The 17,277-nt window shown below is 72.2% G+C and carries 11 protein-coding genes; 3 read left to right on the top strand and 8 right to left on the bottom strand.

Going from position 1 to position 17,277, the window contains the following annotated elements:
• Nucleotides 1-7: 7 nt before the first annotated feature.
• From ACK8GG_RS14425 to ACK8GG_RS14415, 3 genes are all read right to left on the bottom strand, one after another.
• Nucleotides 8-577, bottom strand: coding sequence for a DUF2243 domain-containing protein (locus ACK8GG_RS14425; protein ID WP_440356534.1), 570 nt, complete (start codon nucleotides 575-577; stop codon nucleotides 8-10).
• A 123-nt stretch (nucleotides 578-700) separates the two neighbouring features.
• A complete protein-coding gene (locus ACK8GG_RS14420; RefSeq protein WP_440356533.1) occupies nucleotides 701-2,182 on the bottom strand; it encodes a glycosyltransferase family 39 protein in 1,482 nt (493 codons plus the stop codon).
• Between the two features lie 220 nt (nucleotides 2,183-2,402).
• Complete coding sequence (locus tag ACK8GG_RS14415) at nucleotides 2,403-4,874, bottom strand: Tex family protein (protein WP_440356532.1); 2,472 nt, start codon at nucleotides 4,872-4,874, stop codon at nucleotides 2,403-2,405.
• Nucleotides 4,875-4,953: 79 nt separating this feature from the next.
• Between ACK8GG_RS14415 and ACK8GG_RS14410 the strand changes: the two genes are divergently transcribed.
• Nucleotides 4,954-6,465: a deoxyguanosinetriphosphate triphosphohydrolase family protein gene (locus ACK8GG_RS14410; RefSeq protein WP_440353736.1), complete on the top strand. Its 1,512-nt coding sequence runs from the start codon at nucleotides 4,954-4,956 to the stop codon at nucleotides 6,463-6,465.
• A 9-nt stretch (nucleotides 6,466-6,474) separates the two neighbouring features.
• On the opposite strand, the gene ACK8GG_RS14405 is transcribed toward ACK8GG_RS14410, so the two are convergent.
• The 4 genes from ACK8GG_RS14405 to ACK8GG_RS14390 form a co-directional block, all read right to left on the bottom strand.
• The gene (locus tag ACK8GG_RS14405) at nucleotides 6,475-7,614 is read right to left on the bottom strand and encodes an MBL fold metallo-hydrolase (protein ID WP_440353737.1); all 1,140 of its coding nucleotides are present in this window, start codon (nucleotides 7,612-7,614) and stop codon (nucleotides 6,475-6,477) included.
• Nucleotides 7,615-7,934: 320 nt separating this feature from the next.
• Entirely contained in the window at nucleotides 7,935-8,705 is a 771-nt protein-coding gene (locus tag ACK8GG_RS14400) for a succinate dehydrogenase/fumarate reductase iron-sulfur subunit (protein WP_440350808.1), read from the bottom strand.
• Nucleotides 8,702-10,636 carry a fumarate reductase/succinate dehydrogenase flavoprotein subunit gene (locus tag ACK8GG_RS14395; RefSeq protein WP_440350807.1) on the bottom strand — a complete coding sequence of 645 codons (1,935 nt, stop codon included), beginning with the start codon at nucleotides 10,634-10,636 and terminating at the stop codon, nucleotides 8,702-8,704. The genes ACK8GG_RS14400 and ACK8GG_RS14395 overlap by 4 nt, the downstream gene beginning before the upstream one ends.
• A gap of 2 nt (nucleotides 10,637-10,638) precedes the next feature.
• Nucleotides 10,639-11,325, bottom strand: coding sequence for a succinate dehydrogenase cytochrome b subunit (locus tag ACK8GG_RS14390; protein ID WP_440350806.1), 687 nt, complete (start codon nucleotides 11,323-11,325; stop codon nucleotides 10,639-10,641).
• Between the two features lie 71 nt (nucleotides 11,326-11,396).
• On the opposite strand from ACK8GG_RS14390, the gene ACK8GG_RS14385 reads away from it, so the two are divergent.
• Nucleotides 11,397-12,380 (top strand): LysR family transcriptional regulator, encoded by a 984-nt coding sequence (locus ACK8GG_RS14385; protein ID WP_440356601.1) that lies wholly within the window; start codon nucleotides 11,397-11,399, stop codon nucleotides 12,378-12,380.
• Here ACK8GG_RS14385 and hrpA read toward each other — a convergent pair.
• A complete protein-coding gene (gene hrpA, locus ACK8GG_RS14380; RefSeq protein ID WP_440356531.1) occupies nucleotides 12,347-16,480 on the bottom strand; it encodes an ATP-dependent RNA helicase HrpA in 4,134 nt (1,377 codons plus the stop codon). The genes ACK8GG_RS14385 and hrpA overlap by 34 nt on opposite strands.
• A 226-nt stretch (nucleotides 16,481-16,706) precedes the next feature.
• On the opposite strand from hrpA, the gene ACK8GG_RS14375 reads away from it, so the two are divergent.
• On the top strand, nucleotides 16,707-17,219 hold the full coding sequence (locus tag ACK8GG_RS14375) for a cytidine/deoxycytidylate deaminase family protein (protein ID WP_440356530.1): 513 nt from the start codon (nucleotides 16,707-16,709) through the stop codon (nucleotides 17,217-17,219).
• Nucleotides 17,220-17,277: the final 58 nt, after the last annotated feature.

Raw genomic sequence — 17,277 nt, 5'->3', positions numbered from 1 at the left:
CACCGCGTCAGCGCGGCCGGTCGCTGCCCGCGTCGCGCTCGCCGTCGGCGGGGAGTGTCACCTGGCCGGCGTTGCGGGCCAGCAGCCAGCCGCCGACGACCAGCAGCGCGCCGAGCGCGAGGAAGCCGAGATCCCACCAGAGCTGGTTCGGTCCGCTGCGGACGTGGTGGATGCCGAGCAGGTGGTGGTCGATGATCCCCTCGACCAGGTTGAACAGGCCCCAGCCCACCAGCGCCCAGCCCCAGAGCGCCTGGGAGCGCCAGAGCCGGCCCCGGGAGTCGGTGACCCGGGAGTAGAGCAGCGCCAGGCCGGTCAGGACCGCCACCCAGGTCACGACATGGAAGAGCCCGTCCCAGAGGGTGTTCATCCGCAGCCCGTCGAGGGTGGTCACCGGGTACGCCGTGATGCCCACGTTGTCGGAGCCCGTGCTGCTGAGCAGATGGTGCCACTGCAGTACCTGGTGCAGCACGATGCCGTCGACGAACCCGCCGAGACCGACACCGAGAATGATCCCGGGCAACCGGATGTCGGTCGCCCGCGCCCGGGCCGGAGCACCGGCCGCTGCCGCTGGTCGCATCGATTCACCTGTCACCTGTGCCCACCTGCCCACCTGGATGCCGGGCCAAACCAGCGCCCGGCCCCTTGTTCATGGTCAACGCCGAATCGGCCCGCAGGTTCCTCCCGTACGCCCGCGAACCCGTCACGGGCCGACCCGGGCCGCGGCGCAGTCCGGGCGGTCCACGGGGGTACGGAGGAAGAGCTGGTAGCCGTCGGCGGCGTACCGCACGGGGAAGTCCGCACGGACCCGGTCGAGCACCTGCGGCGAGTCGAACCGGGCCCGCTCGGGCGGGGCCAGCAGCACCCCGTCGGCGGCCTCGATCTCGGTGATGATCCGCGAGTCCGGCAGGTAGCCCGAGGCGAGCCGGACGTGGGAGGTGTCGGCGAGCCAGGGCGGGGTGCGCAGGCCGGCGCGGGCCAGCAGTTGCTGGTCGTCGCTGACCAGTACCGCACCGTCGGGCAGCCCGTCGAGGCAGGCCCGGACGGCGGGAACGCCGATCGGCGGTTGCAACGGAACGAGCCAGGCCTGTGCCGCGCAGAGCAGCGCCAGCACCGCCAGAGCTGCGGTGGCCGGCCACCGGTGGCGGCTCCTGAGGCGCCGCCAGGCAGCGGTGGCGCCGGTGCCGATCAGCACCGCTCCCGGCACCGCGAAGAAGATCAGCTGGTGTTCCGAGATCGGGCTGTGGAGCAGACCGAAGGGCACCACCAGCACCTGCCACAACACCACGGCCGCCAGCGGCGTGCGCTGCGCCGGAACCCGCCAGCGCAGGGCCGCGATCGTTGCGGCCACGATGGCGAGCACGAACGGCGTCGTCCAGAGCACCAGGTCGGTGAGGGTGCCGGTGGGAGAGGTGCGGATGCCGCTGGTGTCCTGGAGGTGGAAGTTGACGATCTGGGCGAGGGCGGCCCGGGGCGGGCGGATCAGCAGCACGACGGCCAGGCAGGCGGCGGCGAACCCGGCGGCGGCCGCGCCCAGGTCGGCGAGGGCACGGCGGGGGCCCCGGCCGCGCAGCGACCCGGCCAGGAGCAGCAGCAGCAGCGACGGCCCCACGAAGATCGCGATGAGCTTCGCGCCGAGGGCGAGGGCCATGCTCGCCCCGGCCGCCGACCACCACCAGCGGTTGCCGGTGGCCCGGGCGCGCAGTGCGGCCAGCAGCGCCCCACCGGCGCAGGCGGTCGCCGGCAGGTCGGCGCCGAACTGGTAGCAGTAGCGCTGCACCGGCGGCAGTATCGCGATGACCAGCGCGGTCAGGGCTGCGGCCCGAGCGCCGGCGAGCAGCGCGGTGATGCCGGCGGCGATCGCCACGATCAGCAGGGTGAAGCCGACCATCACCAGCCGGGCGGCGGTCTCGGCCGGCGCCCCGGCCTCCGCGCCGGGCAGGAGCGCGAACGGCACCGAGATGATGGCCGGGAAGAGCGGGGGCTGGGCGTGGAAGACCTCGGCGTACGGCCGGTCGCCGGCGCCGATCGCCCACGCGGTCTGCCAGTAGACACCGTCGTCGAAGTCGGGGCGAACGGCGGCGCGGCCCGCGGTGCGGACCAGGAACGAAGTGACGATCGCGGCGGCGCTGAGCACCCAGAGCCACGCGGTGACCGCCGATCGGGAGCGCGCCAACGGGGTCATCGGGTTCCTGAGGCCGGTCGTGACGGCCGGCGAGGTGCCGGGCCCACCAGCCGCACCATATCCCGGGGAACCCGGCCATTTGCGCGATATGCGAAGGGTTCCACCCGGGCGGTGCCGTGGGCGTCGGCAGGAGAGTGTGGACCGGCGTCGACGGGAAGCGGGCGAGCGGCGCCGCCGGCTGCCGGGGTGGTGCGGGCCGGCCGGCCCGCACCACCGTTGGTCAGGCCAGGCCGGCGCGGCGCAGGGCGTCGGCGATCGCGCCCTGCGGTTCGGGCTGGCGCCGGTCCTGGCGGGGCTGGCCGCCCCGGCCGGGCTCACCCTGGCGGCGGCCGCCCTGCCCGTCGCCTTGGCCGCTCTGCGTGCCGCTCTTCCCGGCCCGCCGGTTGTCGCCCTGCCCGCCGCTCGGGCCGCCACGCCGGCCGCGTTCACCGCCGCGCGCCGGGCTGTCACCGCCGGCGGCCGGGGTCGTCTCGTCGTCCAGGCGCAGGGTCAGCGAGATCCGCTTGCGGGGCACGTCGACGTCGAGCACCTTGACCCGCACCACGTCACCGGACTTGACCACGTCGCGCGGGTCCTTGACGAAGGTGTGCGACATCGCCGAGACGTGCACCAGGCCGTCCTGGTGCACACCGACGTCGACGAAGGCGCCGAAGGCGGCGACGTTTGTCACCACCCCCTCCAGCAGCATCCCCGGCACCAGGTCGCCGATCTTCTCCACGCCCTCGGCGAAGGTGGCGGTCTTGAACTCCGGGCGCGGATCCCGGCCCGGCTTCTCCAGCTCCCGCAGGATGTCGGTGACCGTCGGCAGGCCGAAACGGTCGTCGACGAAGTCGGTCGCCCGCAGCCCGCGCAGGATGGTGCTGCGGCCGATCAGGCCCCGCAGGTCGCTGCCGGCGCTCGCCAGGATGCGCCGCACCACCGGGTAGGACTCCGGGTGCACGCTGGAGGAGTCCAGCGGGTCGTCGCCGCCGGGGATGCGCAGGAAGCCCGCGCACTGCTCGAACGCCTTCGGCCCCAGCCGGGCGACCTTCTTCAACTCGGTACGGGTGCGGAACGGGCCGTTGGCGTCGCGGTGCAGCACGATGTTCTCGGCCAGTCCGGCGCCGATGCCGGAGACCCGGGCCAGCAGCGGAGCCGATGCGGTGTTGACGTCCACCCCGACCGCGTTGACGCAGTCCTCGACGACGGCGTCCAGCGACCGCGACAGCTTGGTCTCCGACAGGTCGTGCTGGTACTGCCCGACACCGATGGAACGCGGTTCGATCTTGACCAGCTCGGCGAGCGGGTCCTGCAGCCGGCGGGCGATGGAGACCGCGCCGCGCAGCGAGACGTCCAGCTGCGGCAGCTCCTGTGAGGCGTACGCCGAGGCGGAGTAGACCGACGCGCCGGCCTCGGAGACGACGACCTTGGTCAGCCCCAGCTCCGGGTGCAGCTTGATCAGGTCGGCGGCGAGCCGGTCGGTCTCCCGCGAGGCGGTGCCGTTGCCGATCGCGATCAGCTCCACGCCGTGCGCGCGGGCCAGCCGGGCGATCGTGGCGATCGAGGCGTCCCACTGCCGACGCGGCTCGTGCGGATAGATGGTGTCGGTGGCGACGACCTTGCCGGTGGCGTCGACCACTGCCACCTTCACGCCGGTACGCAGCCCCGGGTCCAGCCCCATCGTCGGGCGGGCCCCGGCGGGGGCGGCCAGCAGCAGGTCGCGCAGGTTCGTGGCGAAGACCCCGACCGCGTCCTCCTCGGCCGCCTGCCACAGCCGCAGCCGCAGGTCCGCCCCGAGGTGGATCAGGATCCGGGTACGCCACGCCCAGCGCACCGTGTCGGCGAGCCAGCGGTCGGCCGGGCGCTGCCGGTCGACGATGCCGAAGCGGGCGGCGATGCGCTGCTCGTAGCGGCTCGGGCCGGGGACGAGCTCGTCGGCCGGCTCGGACTCCGGGTCCATGGTCAGGTCGAGCACGCCCTCCTTCTCACCGCGGAACATCGCCAGCACCCGGTGCGAAGGGAGGCGGGTGAAAGGCTCGGCGAAGTCGAAGTAGTCGGCGAACTTCGCGCCGGTGGCCTCCTGCCCCTCGCGTACCCGGGAGACCAGCCGGCCCCGGCCCCACATCTGCTCGCGCAGCTCACCGATCAGGTCGGCGTCCTCGGCGAAGCGTTCGATGAGGATGTGCCGCGCCCCCTCCAGCGCGGCGGCGGCGTCGGCGATGCCCTTGTCGGCGTCGGCGTAGCCGGCTGCGGTGACGCGCGGGTCGAGGCCCGGGTCGGCCAGCAGGGCGTCGGCCAGCGGCTCCAGCCCCGCCTCGCGGGCGATCTGCGCCCGGGTCCGCCGCTTCGGCTTGTACGGCAGGTAGATGTCCTCCAGCCGGGCCTTGGAGTCGGCGGCGAGGATCTGCGCCTCGAGCGCCTCGTCGAGCTTGCCCTGGTTCCTGATCGACTCCAGGATCGCCGCGCGCCGCTCGTCCAGCTCCCGCAGGTAGCGCAGGCGCTCCTCGAGGGTGCGCAGTTGCGCGTCGTCGAGCAGCCCGGTGGCCTCCTTCCGGTACCGGGCGATGAACGGCACGGTGGCCCCGCCGTCGAGCAGCTCGACGGCGGCCCGCACCTGGTCGGTACGGACGCCGAGCTCCTCGGCGATCCGCTGGTCAACAGAGGTCGTCACGATCCTGATCCGCCTTTTCCGCCTGGGTTCTGGCCCCTGCATTCTGCCGTCTGCGTCACGACGTGCACCCTTCGGCACGAGCGGCGGGCCGGACCGAAGCGGGTTAGGCTAGCGTCTGATCATGGAACAGCCCGCTGACCTGCGCTCCCGCCGACTCTTCGGCGGCGGCGGCCGTGCGGTGGGGGACCTCGCCGCCAGCCCTTACCGGGCCGACCGGGACCGGATCGTCGGCTCACCCTTCTTCACCCGTCTCAACGGGGTGACCCAGGTGGTCAGCCCCGGCGGCACCGGACTGCTGGTGCACAACCGTCTCACCCACAGCCTCAAGGTTGCCCAGATCGGCCGGGCGGTCGCCGAGCGGCTGCGTGCCGACGCCGGGCAGGCAGCGCTCCTGGACGCCCTCGGCGGCTGCGACCCGGACGTGGTGGAGGCCGCGGCCCTCGCCCACGACCTCGGCCACCCGCCCTTCGGGCATCTGGGGGAGGAGGTGCTGGACCGCCTCGCCCGTCAGCGTCTCGGTCTGCCCGACGGCTTCGAGGGCAACGCCCAGTCGTACCGGATCGTCACCAGCACCGAGATCCGCGGCAGCGCGACGATCGGGCTGAACCTGACCGCGGCGGTCCGGGCGGCGATGCTGAAGTACCCGTGGACCCGCTTCGACTATCCGGACCCGCACCCGCGGCACTTCGACCGGCCGCCCCGCGGCGCCGGCGCCGCCGTCGGCAACCCGGCCAGCGGCTCGGTGAAGTTCGGGGCGTACCGCACCGAACTCGGGGACCTGCGGCAGGCCCGCGCCCCCTTCGCCGGGCTGATCCCGGCGTGGCAGCAGACCGTTGAGGCCTCGATCATGGACACCGCCGACGACATCGCGTACGCCATCCACGACGTGGAGGACGTCTACCGCGTCGGGGTGCTCCAGCAGGGGGCGGTCGCCGCCGAGGTGACCGCCTGGCAGCGCGAGGGCGGTCAGCTGGGTACGGTCACCGACGCGGCGCTGGCCGGTGAGACGCGCCGTCCCGGGGCCGCCCTGGAGCGGCTGCGCCGCCAGCTGCGCCGCAAGGACGGCTGGATCTACGACGACGAGGCGTTCGCCGCCGCCGTCGAGCACGTCCGGGCCGAGCTGGTCGACGGGCTGCTGGCGACCCCCTTCGACGGCTCGGTCGAGGCAGAGCAGTTCGTGGCGCGCTTCTCCGACCGGTGGACGTCGCGGCTGGTCGACGCCATCTCCGTCGTCGCGGACCCGCCGGTGCGCTCCGGGCACGTGCTGCTCGCCCCCGTGCAGTGGCACGAGGTGCAGGTGCTCAAGTTCGTCCATCACCGGTTCGTGCTGGAACGTCCCGACCTGGCGCTGCACCAGCGCGGCCAGGCCCGGCTGCTGGCGACCCTGGTCGAGGCGTTGCTGGCCTGGACGCTGGACTCGCGGGAGGCGGCCCGGCTGCCCCGCCGGCTGGCCGACCTGATCGAGCTCTGCGAGGCGGAGCTGCATCCGCGTACCCAGGACCGGGCGAACCAGGCGCGTGGCCGGGCGATCATCGACTACGTCGCCGGGCTCACCGACGCGCAGACCGTCGCCATGCTCGACGCGCTCTCGGGCCGCTCGGGCGCGCTCTGGACCGACGCCTTCGTGCTCTGAGCGGCCGGGTCAGGTGACCGCCCGCCACCAGGGCTCCGGCCGCTGCGGCGCGTCGACCACCACCCGTTCGCCGGGCATCGGCACCGCCACCCGTACGTCCTGCTCCCGTGCGGCCGCGCAGAGCCGCTCGACGGGTTCGGCCCAGGCGTGGGTGGAGAGGTTGAACGTGGCCCAGTGCACCGGGACGAGCAGCCCGCCGCGCAGCTCGCGGTGGGCGGTGACCGCCTGTTCGGGGAACATGTGGATTCCCGACCAGGCCGGGCTGTACGCCCCGATCTGCATCAGCGTCAGGTCGAACGGGCCGTGCGCGGCGCCGATTTCGGCGTAGCCGTCGAAGTAGCCGGAGTCGCCGGTGTAGAAGACCCGCCGGTGGAGGCCGGCGACGACCCAGGATGCCCAGAGCGTGTCGTCGCGGCGCAGGCCACGGCCGGAGAAGTGCTGGGCGGCGGTGGCCGTGATCGTCAGCCCCGCCACCTGGTGCTGCTGGGACCAGTCGAGCTCGACGATCCGTTCGTCGGGTACGCCCCAGCGGCGCAGGTGCGCGCCGACGCCGAGCGGCACCAGGAACGGTGCGCGCCCGGTGGCGGTCAGCTCCCGGACGGTGGCCAGGTCCAGGTGGTCGTAGTGGTCGTGCGAGATGAGGATCGCGTCCAGCAGTGGCAGGTCGTCGATGCCCACCGGCACCGGGTGCAGGCGCCGGGGCCCGACCAGGTGCGAGGGGGAGCAGCGCCGGCTCCAGACCGGGTCGAGCAGCACCCGCCGGCCTTCGATCTCCAGCAGGGTGGAGGCGTGGCCGTACCAGACGGCGTTGAGTTCCCGGTCGGTCACCGGCGGGGGCTGCCCGGGACGCAGCAGCGGCACCGGGAGCCGGGGGCGGCGGCGCTGCATCCCGAAGATGAACTCCCAGAGGACCTTGCGGTCCTCCTCGACCTCGATCATGCGGGTGTTCTGCCGGTTGCGGAAAGCGCCGTCACGGTACTGGGGTGAGCGCCGCAGGCGTTCGGCGTCGGCGCCGGTGAGCCGGGCGCCGAGGGCGGCCGGCACGTCGCGGGCGGCCCAGGCGAGCCCGGCCAGGCCCGCCAGGCCGGCGGCCAGCGCGACCCGCCGCAGCGTGCGCCGGGAGGGGTGTGCGTTCGTCGGTGTCGCCATCGGTCACTTCCGCTCGGGTGTCGCTCACCGGGACCGCCCCCGGACGACGGCCGCGGGGAGCGACCGCCCGCGGACGGAAGCCGCGGGGGAGCCCCACAGCCTTGATCACCCACAGCCCTTGATCATTAGTCGAGAACCGGTGCCTACGAACCTTCCCCACACCGGATTTCAGCCAACGATCATAAAATCGGGGCGCAAGGCGACCGCTCGGCTGCCCGGCAGACCCCGGATGATCGTGCGTACGGAAAAGTCCCCCTCCACCGGATGGCAGCCCGTGGGACTGCTACCCGGCGAAGGGGGACTTGAACCGTTTTCGTGCCCTACTTGGTGCTGCCCGGAACGCCCGAGCTCTTCCGCGTGGTGGCGGTCAGGTAGTCCCGGTTGAGCCGGCCGATGGTGGTCAGCGGGATGCCCTTGGGGCAGACCGCGGTGCACTCACCGGTGTTGGTGCAGCCACCGAAGCCCGCCTCGTCGTGGGCGTCGAGCATGTTGACCACGCGGCTGTAGCGCTCCGGCTGGCCCTGCGGCAGCAGGCTCAGCTGGGTCACCTTGGCGGCGGTGAAGAGCATCGCCGAGCCGTTCGGGCAGGCCGCCACGCAGGCGCCGCAGCCGATGCAGGCGGCGGCCTCGAAGGCGGCGTCCGCGTCGGCCTTGGGCACCGGCACCGAGTGCGCCTCCGGGGCGCTACCGGTGTTGGCGCTGATGTAGCCACCCGCAGCGATGATCTTGTCGAAGGCCTCGCGGTCGACGACCAGGTCCTTGACCACGGGGAAGGCGCTGGCCCGCCACGGCTCGATGTCGATCGTCTCGCCGTCGGAGAAGTGCCGCATGTGCAGCTGGCAGGTGGTGGTCGCCCGCTCCGGCCCGTGGGCGTTGCCGTTGATCACCAGGCTGCACATGCCGCAGATGCCCTCGCGGCAGTCGTGGTCGAAGGCGACCGGCTCCTCGCCCGCGGTGGTGAGCTGCTCGTTGAGGACGTCGAGCATCTCCAGGAACGACGCGTCCGGCGAGATGTTCTCGACCTTGTAGGACACCATCCGGCCCTTGTCGTTCGGGCCGGTCTGGCGCCAGATGCGCAGGGTCAGGTTCACTTGTAGCTCCGCTGCGTCGGGTGAACGTACTCGAAGTTCAGGTCTTCCTTGTGGAGCACCGGCGCGGAGTCACCGCCGTACTCCCAGGCGGCGACGTAGCTGAACCGCTCGTCGTCGCGCTCGGCCTCACCGTCGGGGCTCTGGCTCTCGGCCCGGAAGTGGCCGCCGCAGGACTCCTCGCGGTGCAGCGCGTCGATGCACATCAGCTCGCCCAGCTCCAGGAAGTCGGCCACCCGGCCGGCCCGCTCCAGGGACTGGTTCAGCCCGTCGGCGGTGCCCGGCACCTTGACCCGCTGCCAGAACTGCTCGCGCAGCGCCCGGATCTCGGCGATTGCCTTGCGCAGGCCCTCGTCGGTGCGCTCCATGCCGCAGTATTCCCACATGATCTTGCCGAGCTCGCGGTGGAACGAGTCGACCGTGCGGTCACCGTTGACCGAGAGCAGCTTGTCGATCCGCTCCTGAGCCTGGGTGAGCGCCGCGACCGCCTCGGGGTGGCTCTCGTCGATCTTGTCGAGAGAGTTCGTGGCGAGGTAGTCGTTGATCGTGTTGGGGAGCACGAAGTAGCCGTCGGCCAGGCCCTGCATCAGCGCCGAGGCGCCGAGGCGGTTCGCGCCGTGGTCGGAGAAGTTCGCCTCGCCGGCCACGAAGAGACCCGGGATCGTCGACTGCAGGTCGTAGTCGACCCAGAGGCCGCCCATCGTGTAGTGCACGGCGGGGTAGATGCGCATCGGGACCTGGTACGGGTCCTCGCCGGTGATCCGCTCGTACATCTCGAAGAGGTTGCCGTACTTGGCCTCGACGCTGGCCCGGCCCAGCCGCGCGATCGCGTCGGCGAAGTCCAGGTAGACACCGAGACCACCGGGGCCCACACCGCGGCCCTCGTCGCAGACGTACTTGGCGGCGCGGGAGGCGATGTCGCGGGGGACAAGGTTGCCGAACGCCGGGTAGATGCGCTCCAGGTAGTAGTCGCGCTCGTCCTCGGGGATGTCCTGCGGGGCGCGGGTGTCGCCGCCGGTCTTGGGCACCCAGACCCGGCCGTCGTTGCGCAGCGACTCGCTCATCAGGGTCAGCTTCGACTGGTGGTCGCCGGAGACCGGGATGCAGGTCGGGTGGATCTGCGTGTAGCAGGGGTTGGCGAAGAGCGCGCCCTTGCGGTGGGCCTTCCACGTCGCGGTGACGTTGGAGCCCATCGCGTTGGTGGAGAGGAAGAAGACGTTGCCGTAGCCGCCGGAGGCGAGCACGACCGCGTCGGCGAAGTCGGTGGTGATCTCACCGGTGATCAGGTCGCGCACCACGATGCCGCGGGCCCGGCCGTCGACCACGATCAGTTCGAGCATCTCGTGGCGGGAGTGCATCTCCACCGTGCCGGCCGCGATCTGGCGCTCCAGCGCCTGGTACGCGCCGAGCAGCAGCTGCTGGCCCGTCTGGCCCCGGGCGTAGAAGGTGCGCTGCACCTGGGTGCCGCCGAAGGAACGGGTGTCGAGCAGACCGCCGTACTCGCGGGCGAAGGGGACACCCTGGGCCACGCACTGGTCGATGATGTTGACCGAGATCTGGGCGAGGCGGTGCACGTTCGACTCGCGGGCGCGGAAGTCGCCGCCCTTGACCGTGTCGTAGAAGAGCCGGTAGACCGAGTCGCCGTCGTTGCGGTAGTTCTTGGCGGCGTTGATGCCGCCCTGCGCGGCGATCGAGTGCGCGCGGCGCGGGCTGTCCTGGAAGCAGTACGACTTGACGTGGTAGCCCTGCTCGCCGAGGGTCGCGGCGGCGGCGCCACCGGCGAGGCCGGTGCCGACCACGATCACGGTCATCTTGCGGCGGTTGGCCGGGTTGACCAGCTTTGCCGAGAAGCGGCGGCGGTCCCAGCGGGTTTCGATCGGGCCGTCCGGCGCCTTGGTGTCGGCGATCGGGTCGCCTTCGGTGTAGAACTCCATGCTCAACTCACCAATCCGGTCATGACGGCGAACGGAACCGTCAGGAAGCCACCGATGAGGGCGACGCTGACGACCATCGCGACGATGCGGGCCCGGCGCTCACCGGCCGGGGTCTGCTGGCCGAGGGTGCGCATCGCACTGAAGATGCCGTGCCACAGGTGGAAACCGAGCGCCACCAGGGCGAGGACGTAGAAGAGGGTGACGTACCAGCGGTCGAGGGCGAAGCCCGCCACGACCTGGGCGTACGGCCGGTCCGGGTCGCCGACGGGGTTCAGCGTGCCGGTGGTGAAGTCCAGGATGTGGTAGACCACGAAGAGCAGGACGATCACACCACCCCAGCGCATCGTCCGGGCCGCGTAGCTGCCCTGCACCGGCTTGCGGTGGGCGTACTTCACCGGCCGCGCCGCACGGGCGCGCCGCGCCAGGATGGCGGCGGAGGCGATGTGCCCGATGGCCGCGAAGGTCAGCACCGCCCGCTGGATCCAGAGAAACCAGGTCTCCGGCATCAGGGGCACGCCGATGGTGCGCAGCCAGTGTGCATAGTGATCGAAAGAGATCTCGCCCGTGAAGATCTTCAAGTTTCCGATCATGTGGACGGTGAGGAAGAGCACCAGAAGGATGCCCGTCACCGCCATGAGGGCTTTGAGCCCGACGCTGGAACGGATGGGCGACCGTGTCGTGACTACCACGCGGACGACCCTAGAAGCTGATTGATCAGTCGTCTAATGCATGGAACTCGCAGTTGCCATAGCCGTAGGCTATCCAGATGCAGTTGCATCAGCTCAAATACTTCGTGGCGGTTGCCGAACTACGACATTTCACACAAGCCGCCGAGCGTGTAGGGATCACTCAGCCATCTCTCAGTAAGCAAATTCACAACCTCGAAACCGGACTCGGCACCCCCTTGTTCGACCGGATCCGCGGTGACCTCACTCTCACCCCCGCCGGCGAGGTGCTGCTGCCGCTGGCCAAGCGCATCCTCGCCGACGTCGAGACCGCCGAACGCGCCGTCCAGGAGCTCGCCGGACTGCGCCGCGGCCGGGTACGGTTCGGCGCCACCCCCAGCCTGGTCACCTCACTCGCCCCGCCGGTGCTGCGCCGCTTCCACGACGTGCACCCCAACGTCGAACTGCGGGTGGAGGAGAGCGGCTCCCAGGACCTGGTCCGCGAACTGCTCCGCGGCGAACTCGACCTGGCCATGATCATCCTCCCCGAGCAGGGGGCCGACCCCGGCCTCTTCGTCGAGCCGATCCTGCGGGAGAGCCTCGTGGTGGCCTCGGTGGAGCCGCTACCCGCCACCGACGCCCGTGGCGAACTGCCGATCACCGGGCTGCGCGACCAGCCGCTGGTGATGTTCCGCTCCGGCTACGACCTGCGCGACGCCACCCTGCAGGCCTGCCGGCAGGCCGGCTTCGAACCGACCCTCGCCGTCGAGGGCGGCGAACTCGACGCCGTGCTCAGCTTCGTCGCCGCCGGCCTCGGCATCGCGCTGGTGCCCGGCATCGTCGCCACCCGTCGCCCCGGCATCCGGATCACCCCGCTCGCCCCGCCGGGGGTACGGCGCACCATCGCCCTGGCCCGCCGCCGCGACGCCGAACCGACCCACGCCGGGCGGGAGCTGCGCCGGATCATGCTGGACTTCGTCCACGCGGCCGCCGCCACCGACAGCCTGCCCCCGGGAGTCGAACCGCTGGGAGCGCCGCAGGACGGTCAGCGCCCCTCGGCCACGTCCATCGCCCGGTAGATCCGCTGCTCCGAGATCGGGTACGGCGTCCCCAGCGCCTGCGCCCAGACGTTCACCCGCAACTCCTCGATCATCCAGCGGATCTGCCGGGCCTCGGGTGAACCACGCCGGGCCACCGGCAGGGCGGCGAGCATCGCGTCGTACTCCTGCTGCACCGCGGTGATGCGGTCCTGCTGCTGCCGGTCCCGGTTCGGATCCGCCGGCAGCCGGTCCAGCCGCCGCTCGATCGCGGTCAGGTACCGGACCAGGTCCGGCAGGCGCGCGTACCCCGCCTCGGTGACGAAGCCGCGGTGCACCAGCCCGGCGAACTGCGTGCGGATGTCGCTCAGCGCCGCCACCAGGTTCAGCGCGCCGGTCCGGTTGAGGCGCGCCTCGACCGCGTGCGCGGCCTCCAGCACCCGGCGGGTGCGGGCCACCACCTCCACGACCGTGTCGACCAGGTCGGCGCGGACCCGCTCACGCAGCGCGGCGAAGCCCGCGGCGTCCCACGCCGGGCCGCCCGCGTCGGCCATCAGCTTGTCGATCGCCGCCCCGGCCGCGTCGTCGAGCAGGTCGAGCACGCTGCGGTGCGGATTGCGGCTCAGCGCCAGCTTCTCCGCGTTGGACAACCGCCCCTGCAGGAACTTCGCCGGGTTCGCCACGGTCAGCCGCAGCAGCCGCCGGGTGCCGGCCCACATCGCCGCCGCCTGTTCGGCCGCCGAGTCGAAGACCCGTACGCCCACGGTCTCGCCCTCGTCGACCAGCGCCGGGTAGGCGGTCACCACGTACCCGGCCCGGTTCTGCTCGATGCTGCGCGGCAGGGTGCCGATGCTCCACTCGCGCAGCCCGGTCCGGGCCACCTCGGGGGCGGCGGCGGCCACCACCTTGCGCACCTCCTTGGTGAGGCGGCGCTGCAGAGCCGGCAGGTCCTTGCCCTCGGCGACCGGTTTGTCGTCATCGCCGATGACGCGGTACGTCGGCCGCAGGTGCGCCGGCAGCCGCTCCAGGTCCCAGGCGTCGGGCGGCACGGTCACGCCGGTCATCCGGCGCAGCACCCGGGCCAGCGCGTCCAGCAGCGGCTCCTCGCCGGGGGTGATCGCCGCGAGCGCCGCCCGCGCGAAGTCCGGCACCGGTACGAAGTTGCGCCGGATCGCCTTCGGCAGCGACCGGATCAGCGCGATCACCAGCTCCTCGCGCAGCCCCGGGACGTGCCAGTCGAAGCTGCCCGTGGGCACCTGGTTGAGCATCGGCAGCGGAATGTCGATGGTCACGCCGTCGGTGGTGGTCCCCGGCTCGAACTTGTACGTCAGCGGCAGCGCCAGCCCGTCGTGGCGCCACTCGTCGGGGTAGTCGGCCTCGTCGACCCCGCCGCGTTCGGCGTTGATGAGCAGGTCCCTGGTGAAGGTCAGCAGCTCCGGCTGCTCGCGGCGGGTCTTCTTCCACCAGCTGTCGAAGTGCCGGCCGGAGACCACATCGGCGGGGATCCGCTGGTCGTAGAAGTCGTAGAGCGTCTCGTCGTCGACGAGGATGTCGCGCCGGCGGGCCCGGTGCTCCAGCTCCTCGACCTCCTCGAGCAGCTCCCGGTTGGCGGCGAAGAACTGATGGTGGGTCTGCCAGTCGCCCTCCACCAGGGCGTGCCGGATGAACAGCTCCCGGCTCAGCGCCGGGTCGATCCGCGAGAAGTTGACCTTGCGGGCGGTGGCCAGCGGGATCCCGTAGAGGGTCACCTTCTCGTACGCCATCACCGCGGCCGGCTTCTTCTCCCAGTGCGGCTCGCTGTAGCTGCGCTTGACCAGGTGCCCGGCGAGCGCCTCCACCCACTCCGGCTCCACCCGGGCGTTCATCCGCGCCCAGAGCCGGGAGGTCTCCACCAGCTCGGCGGACATCACCCAGCGCGGGGGCTTGCGGAACAGCGCCGAGCCGGGGAAGAGCGCGAACTTGGCGCCCCGGGCGCCGAGGTACTCGTTCTTCTGGGCGTCCTTGAGGCCGACGTGGGAGAGCAGGCCGGCGAGCACGCTCTGGTGCACCCGCGGCATGTCCAGCTCCTCGGGCAGGTCGGCGCCGCGTTCCCGCCGGGTGGGACGCTGCCCATCACGCTGCTGTCCGTCGCGTTGCCCACCCTTGCCCTGGGCGCCATTGCCCGGGTCGGACTTTTCCGGGGTGTCCTTGCCAGGCTGGCCGCCGCGGCCCCGGGACGGCTCCTCCTCGATGGTGCGCAGCACCTGGCGCAGCTGGCTGAAGATGTCCTGCCACTCGCGGACCCGCAGGTAGTTGAGGTACTCCGCCTTGCACATGCGGCGGAACGCGCTGGAGGAGAGTTCCCGCTGCTGTTCCTGCAGATAGCGCCAGAGGTTCAGCAGCGCCGCGAGGTCGGACTCCTTGTCGGCGAAACGGGCGTGCGCCTGATCGGCCTGGGCCTGCTTGTCGGCAGGCCGCTCCCGCGGGTCCTGCAGGGAGAGAGCCGCGGCGATCACCATCACCTCGGTGGCGCAGCCGTTGCGGTGCCCCTCGATCACCATCCGGGCCAGCCGCGGGTCCACCGGCAGCTGCGACAGGTGGCGACCCAGCGCCGTCAGCCGCCGCTCCTTCTCGGTTGCCGCCGTCTCCAGCGCGCCGAGCTCGTGCAGCAGGTTCACGCCGTCGGTGACGTTGCGCTTGTCCGGCGGATCCAGGAACGGGAAGGCGTCGATGTCGCCGAGGCCGATCGCCGTCATCTGCAGGATCACCGAGGCGAGGTTGGTCCGCAGGATCTCCGGGTCGGTGAACTCGGGCCGCGAGGCGAAGTCGTCTTCGTCGTAGAGCCGGATGCAGATGCCGTCCGAGGTACGGCCACAGCGTCCCTTGCGCTGGTTCGCCGACGCCTGGGAGACCGGTTCGATCGGCAGCCGCTGCACCTTGAGGCGCTGGCTGTAACGGGAGATGCGGGCCGTGCCGGGGTCGACGACGTACTTGATGCCGGGCACCGTCAGCGAGGTCTCGGCGACGTTGGTCGCCAGCACCACCCGGCGGCCGGAGTGGGACTGGAATACCCGGTGCTGCTCGGCGGTGGAGAGCCGGGCGTAGAGCGGCAGGATGTCGGTGCCGCGCAGCAGCGGATGGCGCTCCACCAGCTTGCCGAGCGCGTCGGCGGTGTCGCGGATCTCGCGTTCGCCGCTGAGGAATACCAGCACGTCCCCGGGTCCTTCGGCGGCCAGTTCCAGCACCGCGTCACCGATCGCCTCGATCTGGTCGCGGACGTTCTCCCCGCTTACCTCGCCCTCGTCGCCCTCCGCGGTCTCGTCGCCGGGCAGCAGCAGCGGCCGGTAGCGGACCTCCACCGGGTACGTCCGCCCGGAGACCTCCACGATCGGGGCGGGCGTGACCGTGCCGTCGGGGTTCTCGGTGCCGAAGTGCCGGGCGAAGCGCTCCGGGTCGATCGTCGCCGAAGTGATGATCACCTTGAGGTCGGGGCGCTGGGGGAGAAGCTGCTTCAGGTACCCGAGGATGAAGTCGATGTTGAGGCTGCGTTCGTGCGCCTCGTCGATGATCAGCGTGTCGTAGCGGCGCAGCATCCGGTCGCGCTGCAGTTCGGCCAGGAGGATGCCGTCGGTCATCAGCTTCACCAGCGTCCGGTCGCTGACCTGGTCGGTGAAGCGGACCTTGTAGCCGACCACGTCACCGAGTTCGGTGCCGAGTTCGGCGGCGATCCGGTCGGCGACAGTGCGGGCCGCCAGCCGCCGGGGCTGGGTGTGCCCGATCTGGCCGCGCACTCCCCGGCCCAGCGACAGGCAGATCTTCGGCAGCTGGGTGGTCTTGCCGGAGCCGGTCTCGCCGGCCACGATCACGACCTGGTGCTCGCGGATCGCGGCGGCGATGTCGTCGGCGCGCTCACTGACCGGTAGCCCCGCCGGATAGGTGATCGCCGGGACGGCGGCGCGCCGGGTGGCGAGGCGCGCCTCGGCGGCGGCCACCTCGGCGGCGATCTCGGCGAGCGCCGTCTGCTGCGCTTCGGCGTCGCGTACCCGCCGTACGCCGTCGAGGCGGCGACGCAGCCGCCGCTGGTCCGGATAGCTCACCTCGTCGAGCCGCTCGCGCAGCTCGCGGAGGGCGGGGGACGCGGCGGGAGTCACTGAATTCTGCATGTCGCCGCCAAGGATAGGCAGAGCGCCTCACCGGTCGCCTCTCAGTTCCGGCCCGGCCCGGCCGGGTCACATCGTCGGCCGCCATCTCCGCCACCACTGTTCACCGCCGGGGCGCTCCTGCCGCCCGGGTGGCCGGGCCGCGGCACGCGCGCGAACGTAATCTTGGCCGGGGCTTCCCTCCGGCGGCGACGGGCAGCGGGACGGGCGATCGGACGAGGGTGCAGAGATGACCGTGCAGGAGACCGACCGGGCACTGGTGCAGGCGGCGGGCGCGGTGGCGCGGCTGCGCTGCCGCAGTGAACGGCACACCGTTGCCGCCGCGGCCCGGACGCCCGAGGGCCGGGTGATCAGCGGGGTGAATCTGCGGCACTTCACCGGCGGTCCCTGCGCCGAGATCGTGGCGCTCGCCACCGCCGCCACCCAGGGGATCACGTCGCTGGAGACGATCGTCGCGGTCGGCGACCGGGGCCGGGCGATCGTGCCGCCCTGCGGGCGCTGCCGGCAGGTGCTGCTGGACCAGTTCCCGCAGATCCGGGTCATCCTCGGTTCGATCGACGACCCCCGGATCGTGCCGATCACCGACCTGCTTCCCGAGCCTCCGGCCGCCCCGGCGCCTCCGGCCGAACCGGCCGCGACCCTGGCCGCATGGGGCGGACCAGCCGCGGCCGCGGCTGCCCCGGCTGCCCCGGCTGCCCCGGCTGCGCCGGCCACCGGGCCGACGGAGTCGCCGGCCGACTGAGGGGACGCTGAGCGGGCGCCCCTGCTGCGCCGACCACCGGGCTGACAGAGTCGCCGGC

The sequence above is a fragment of the Melissospora conviva genome, from assembly GCF_049523535.1.
Classification (GTDB): Bacteria; Actinomycetota; Actinomycetes; order Mycobacteriales; family Micromonosporaceae; genus Melissospora; species Melissospora conviva.
Note: the sequence above shows the minus strand (reverse complement) of the source record. Positions and strands in the feature narration are given on the sequence as shown.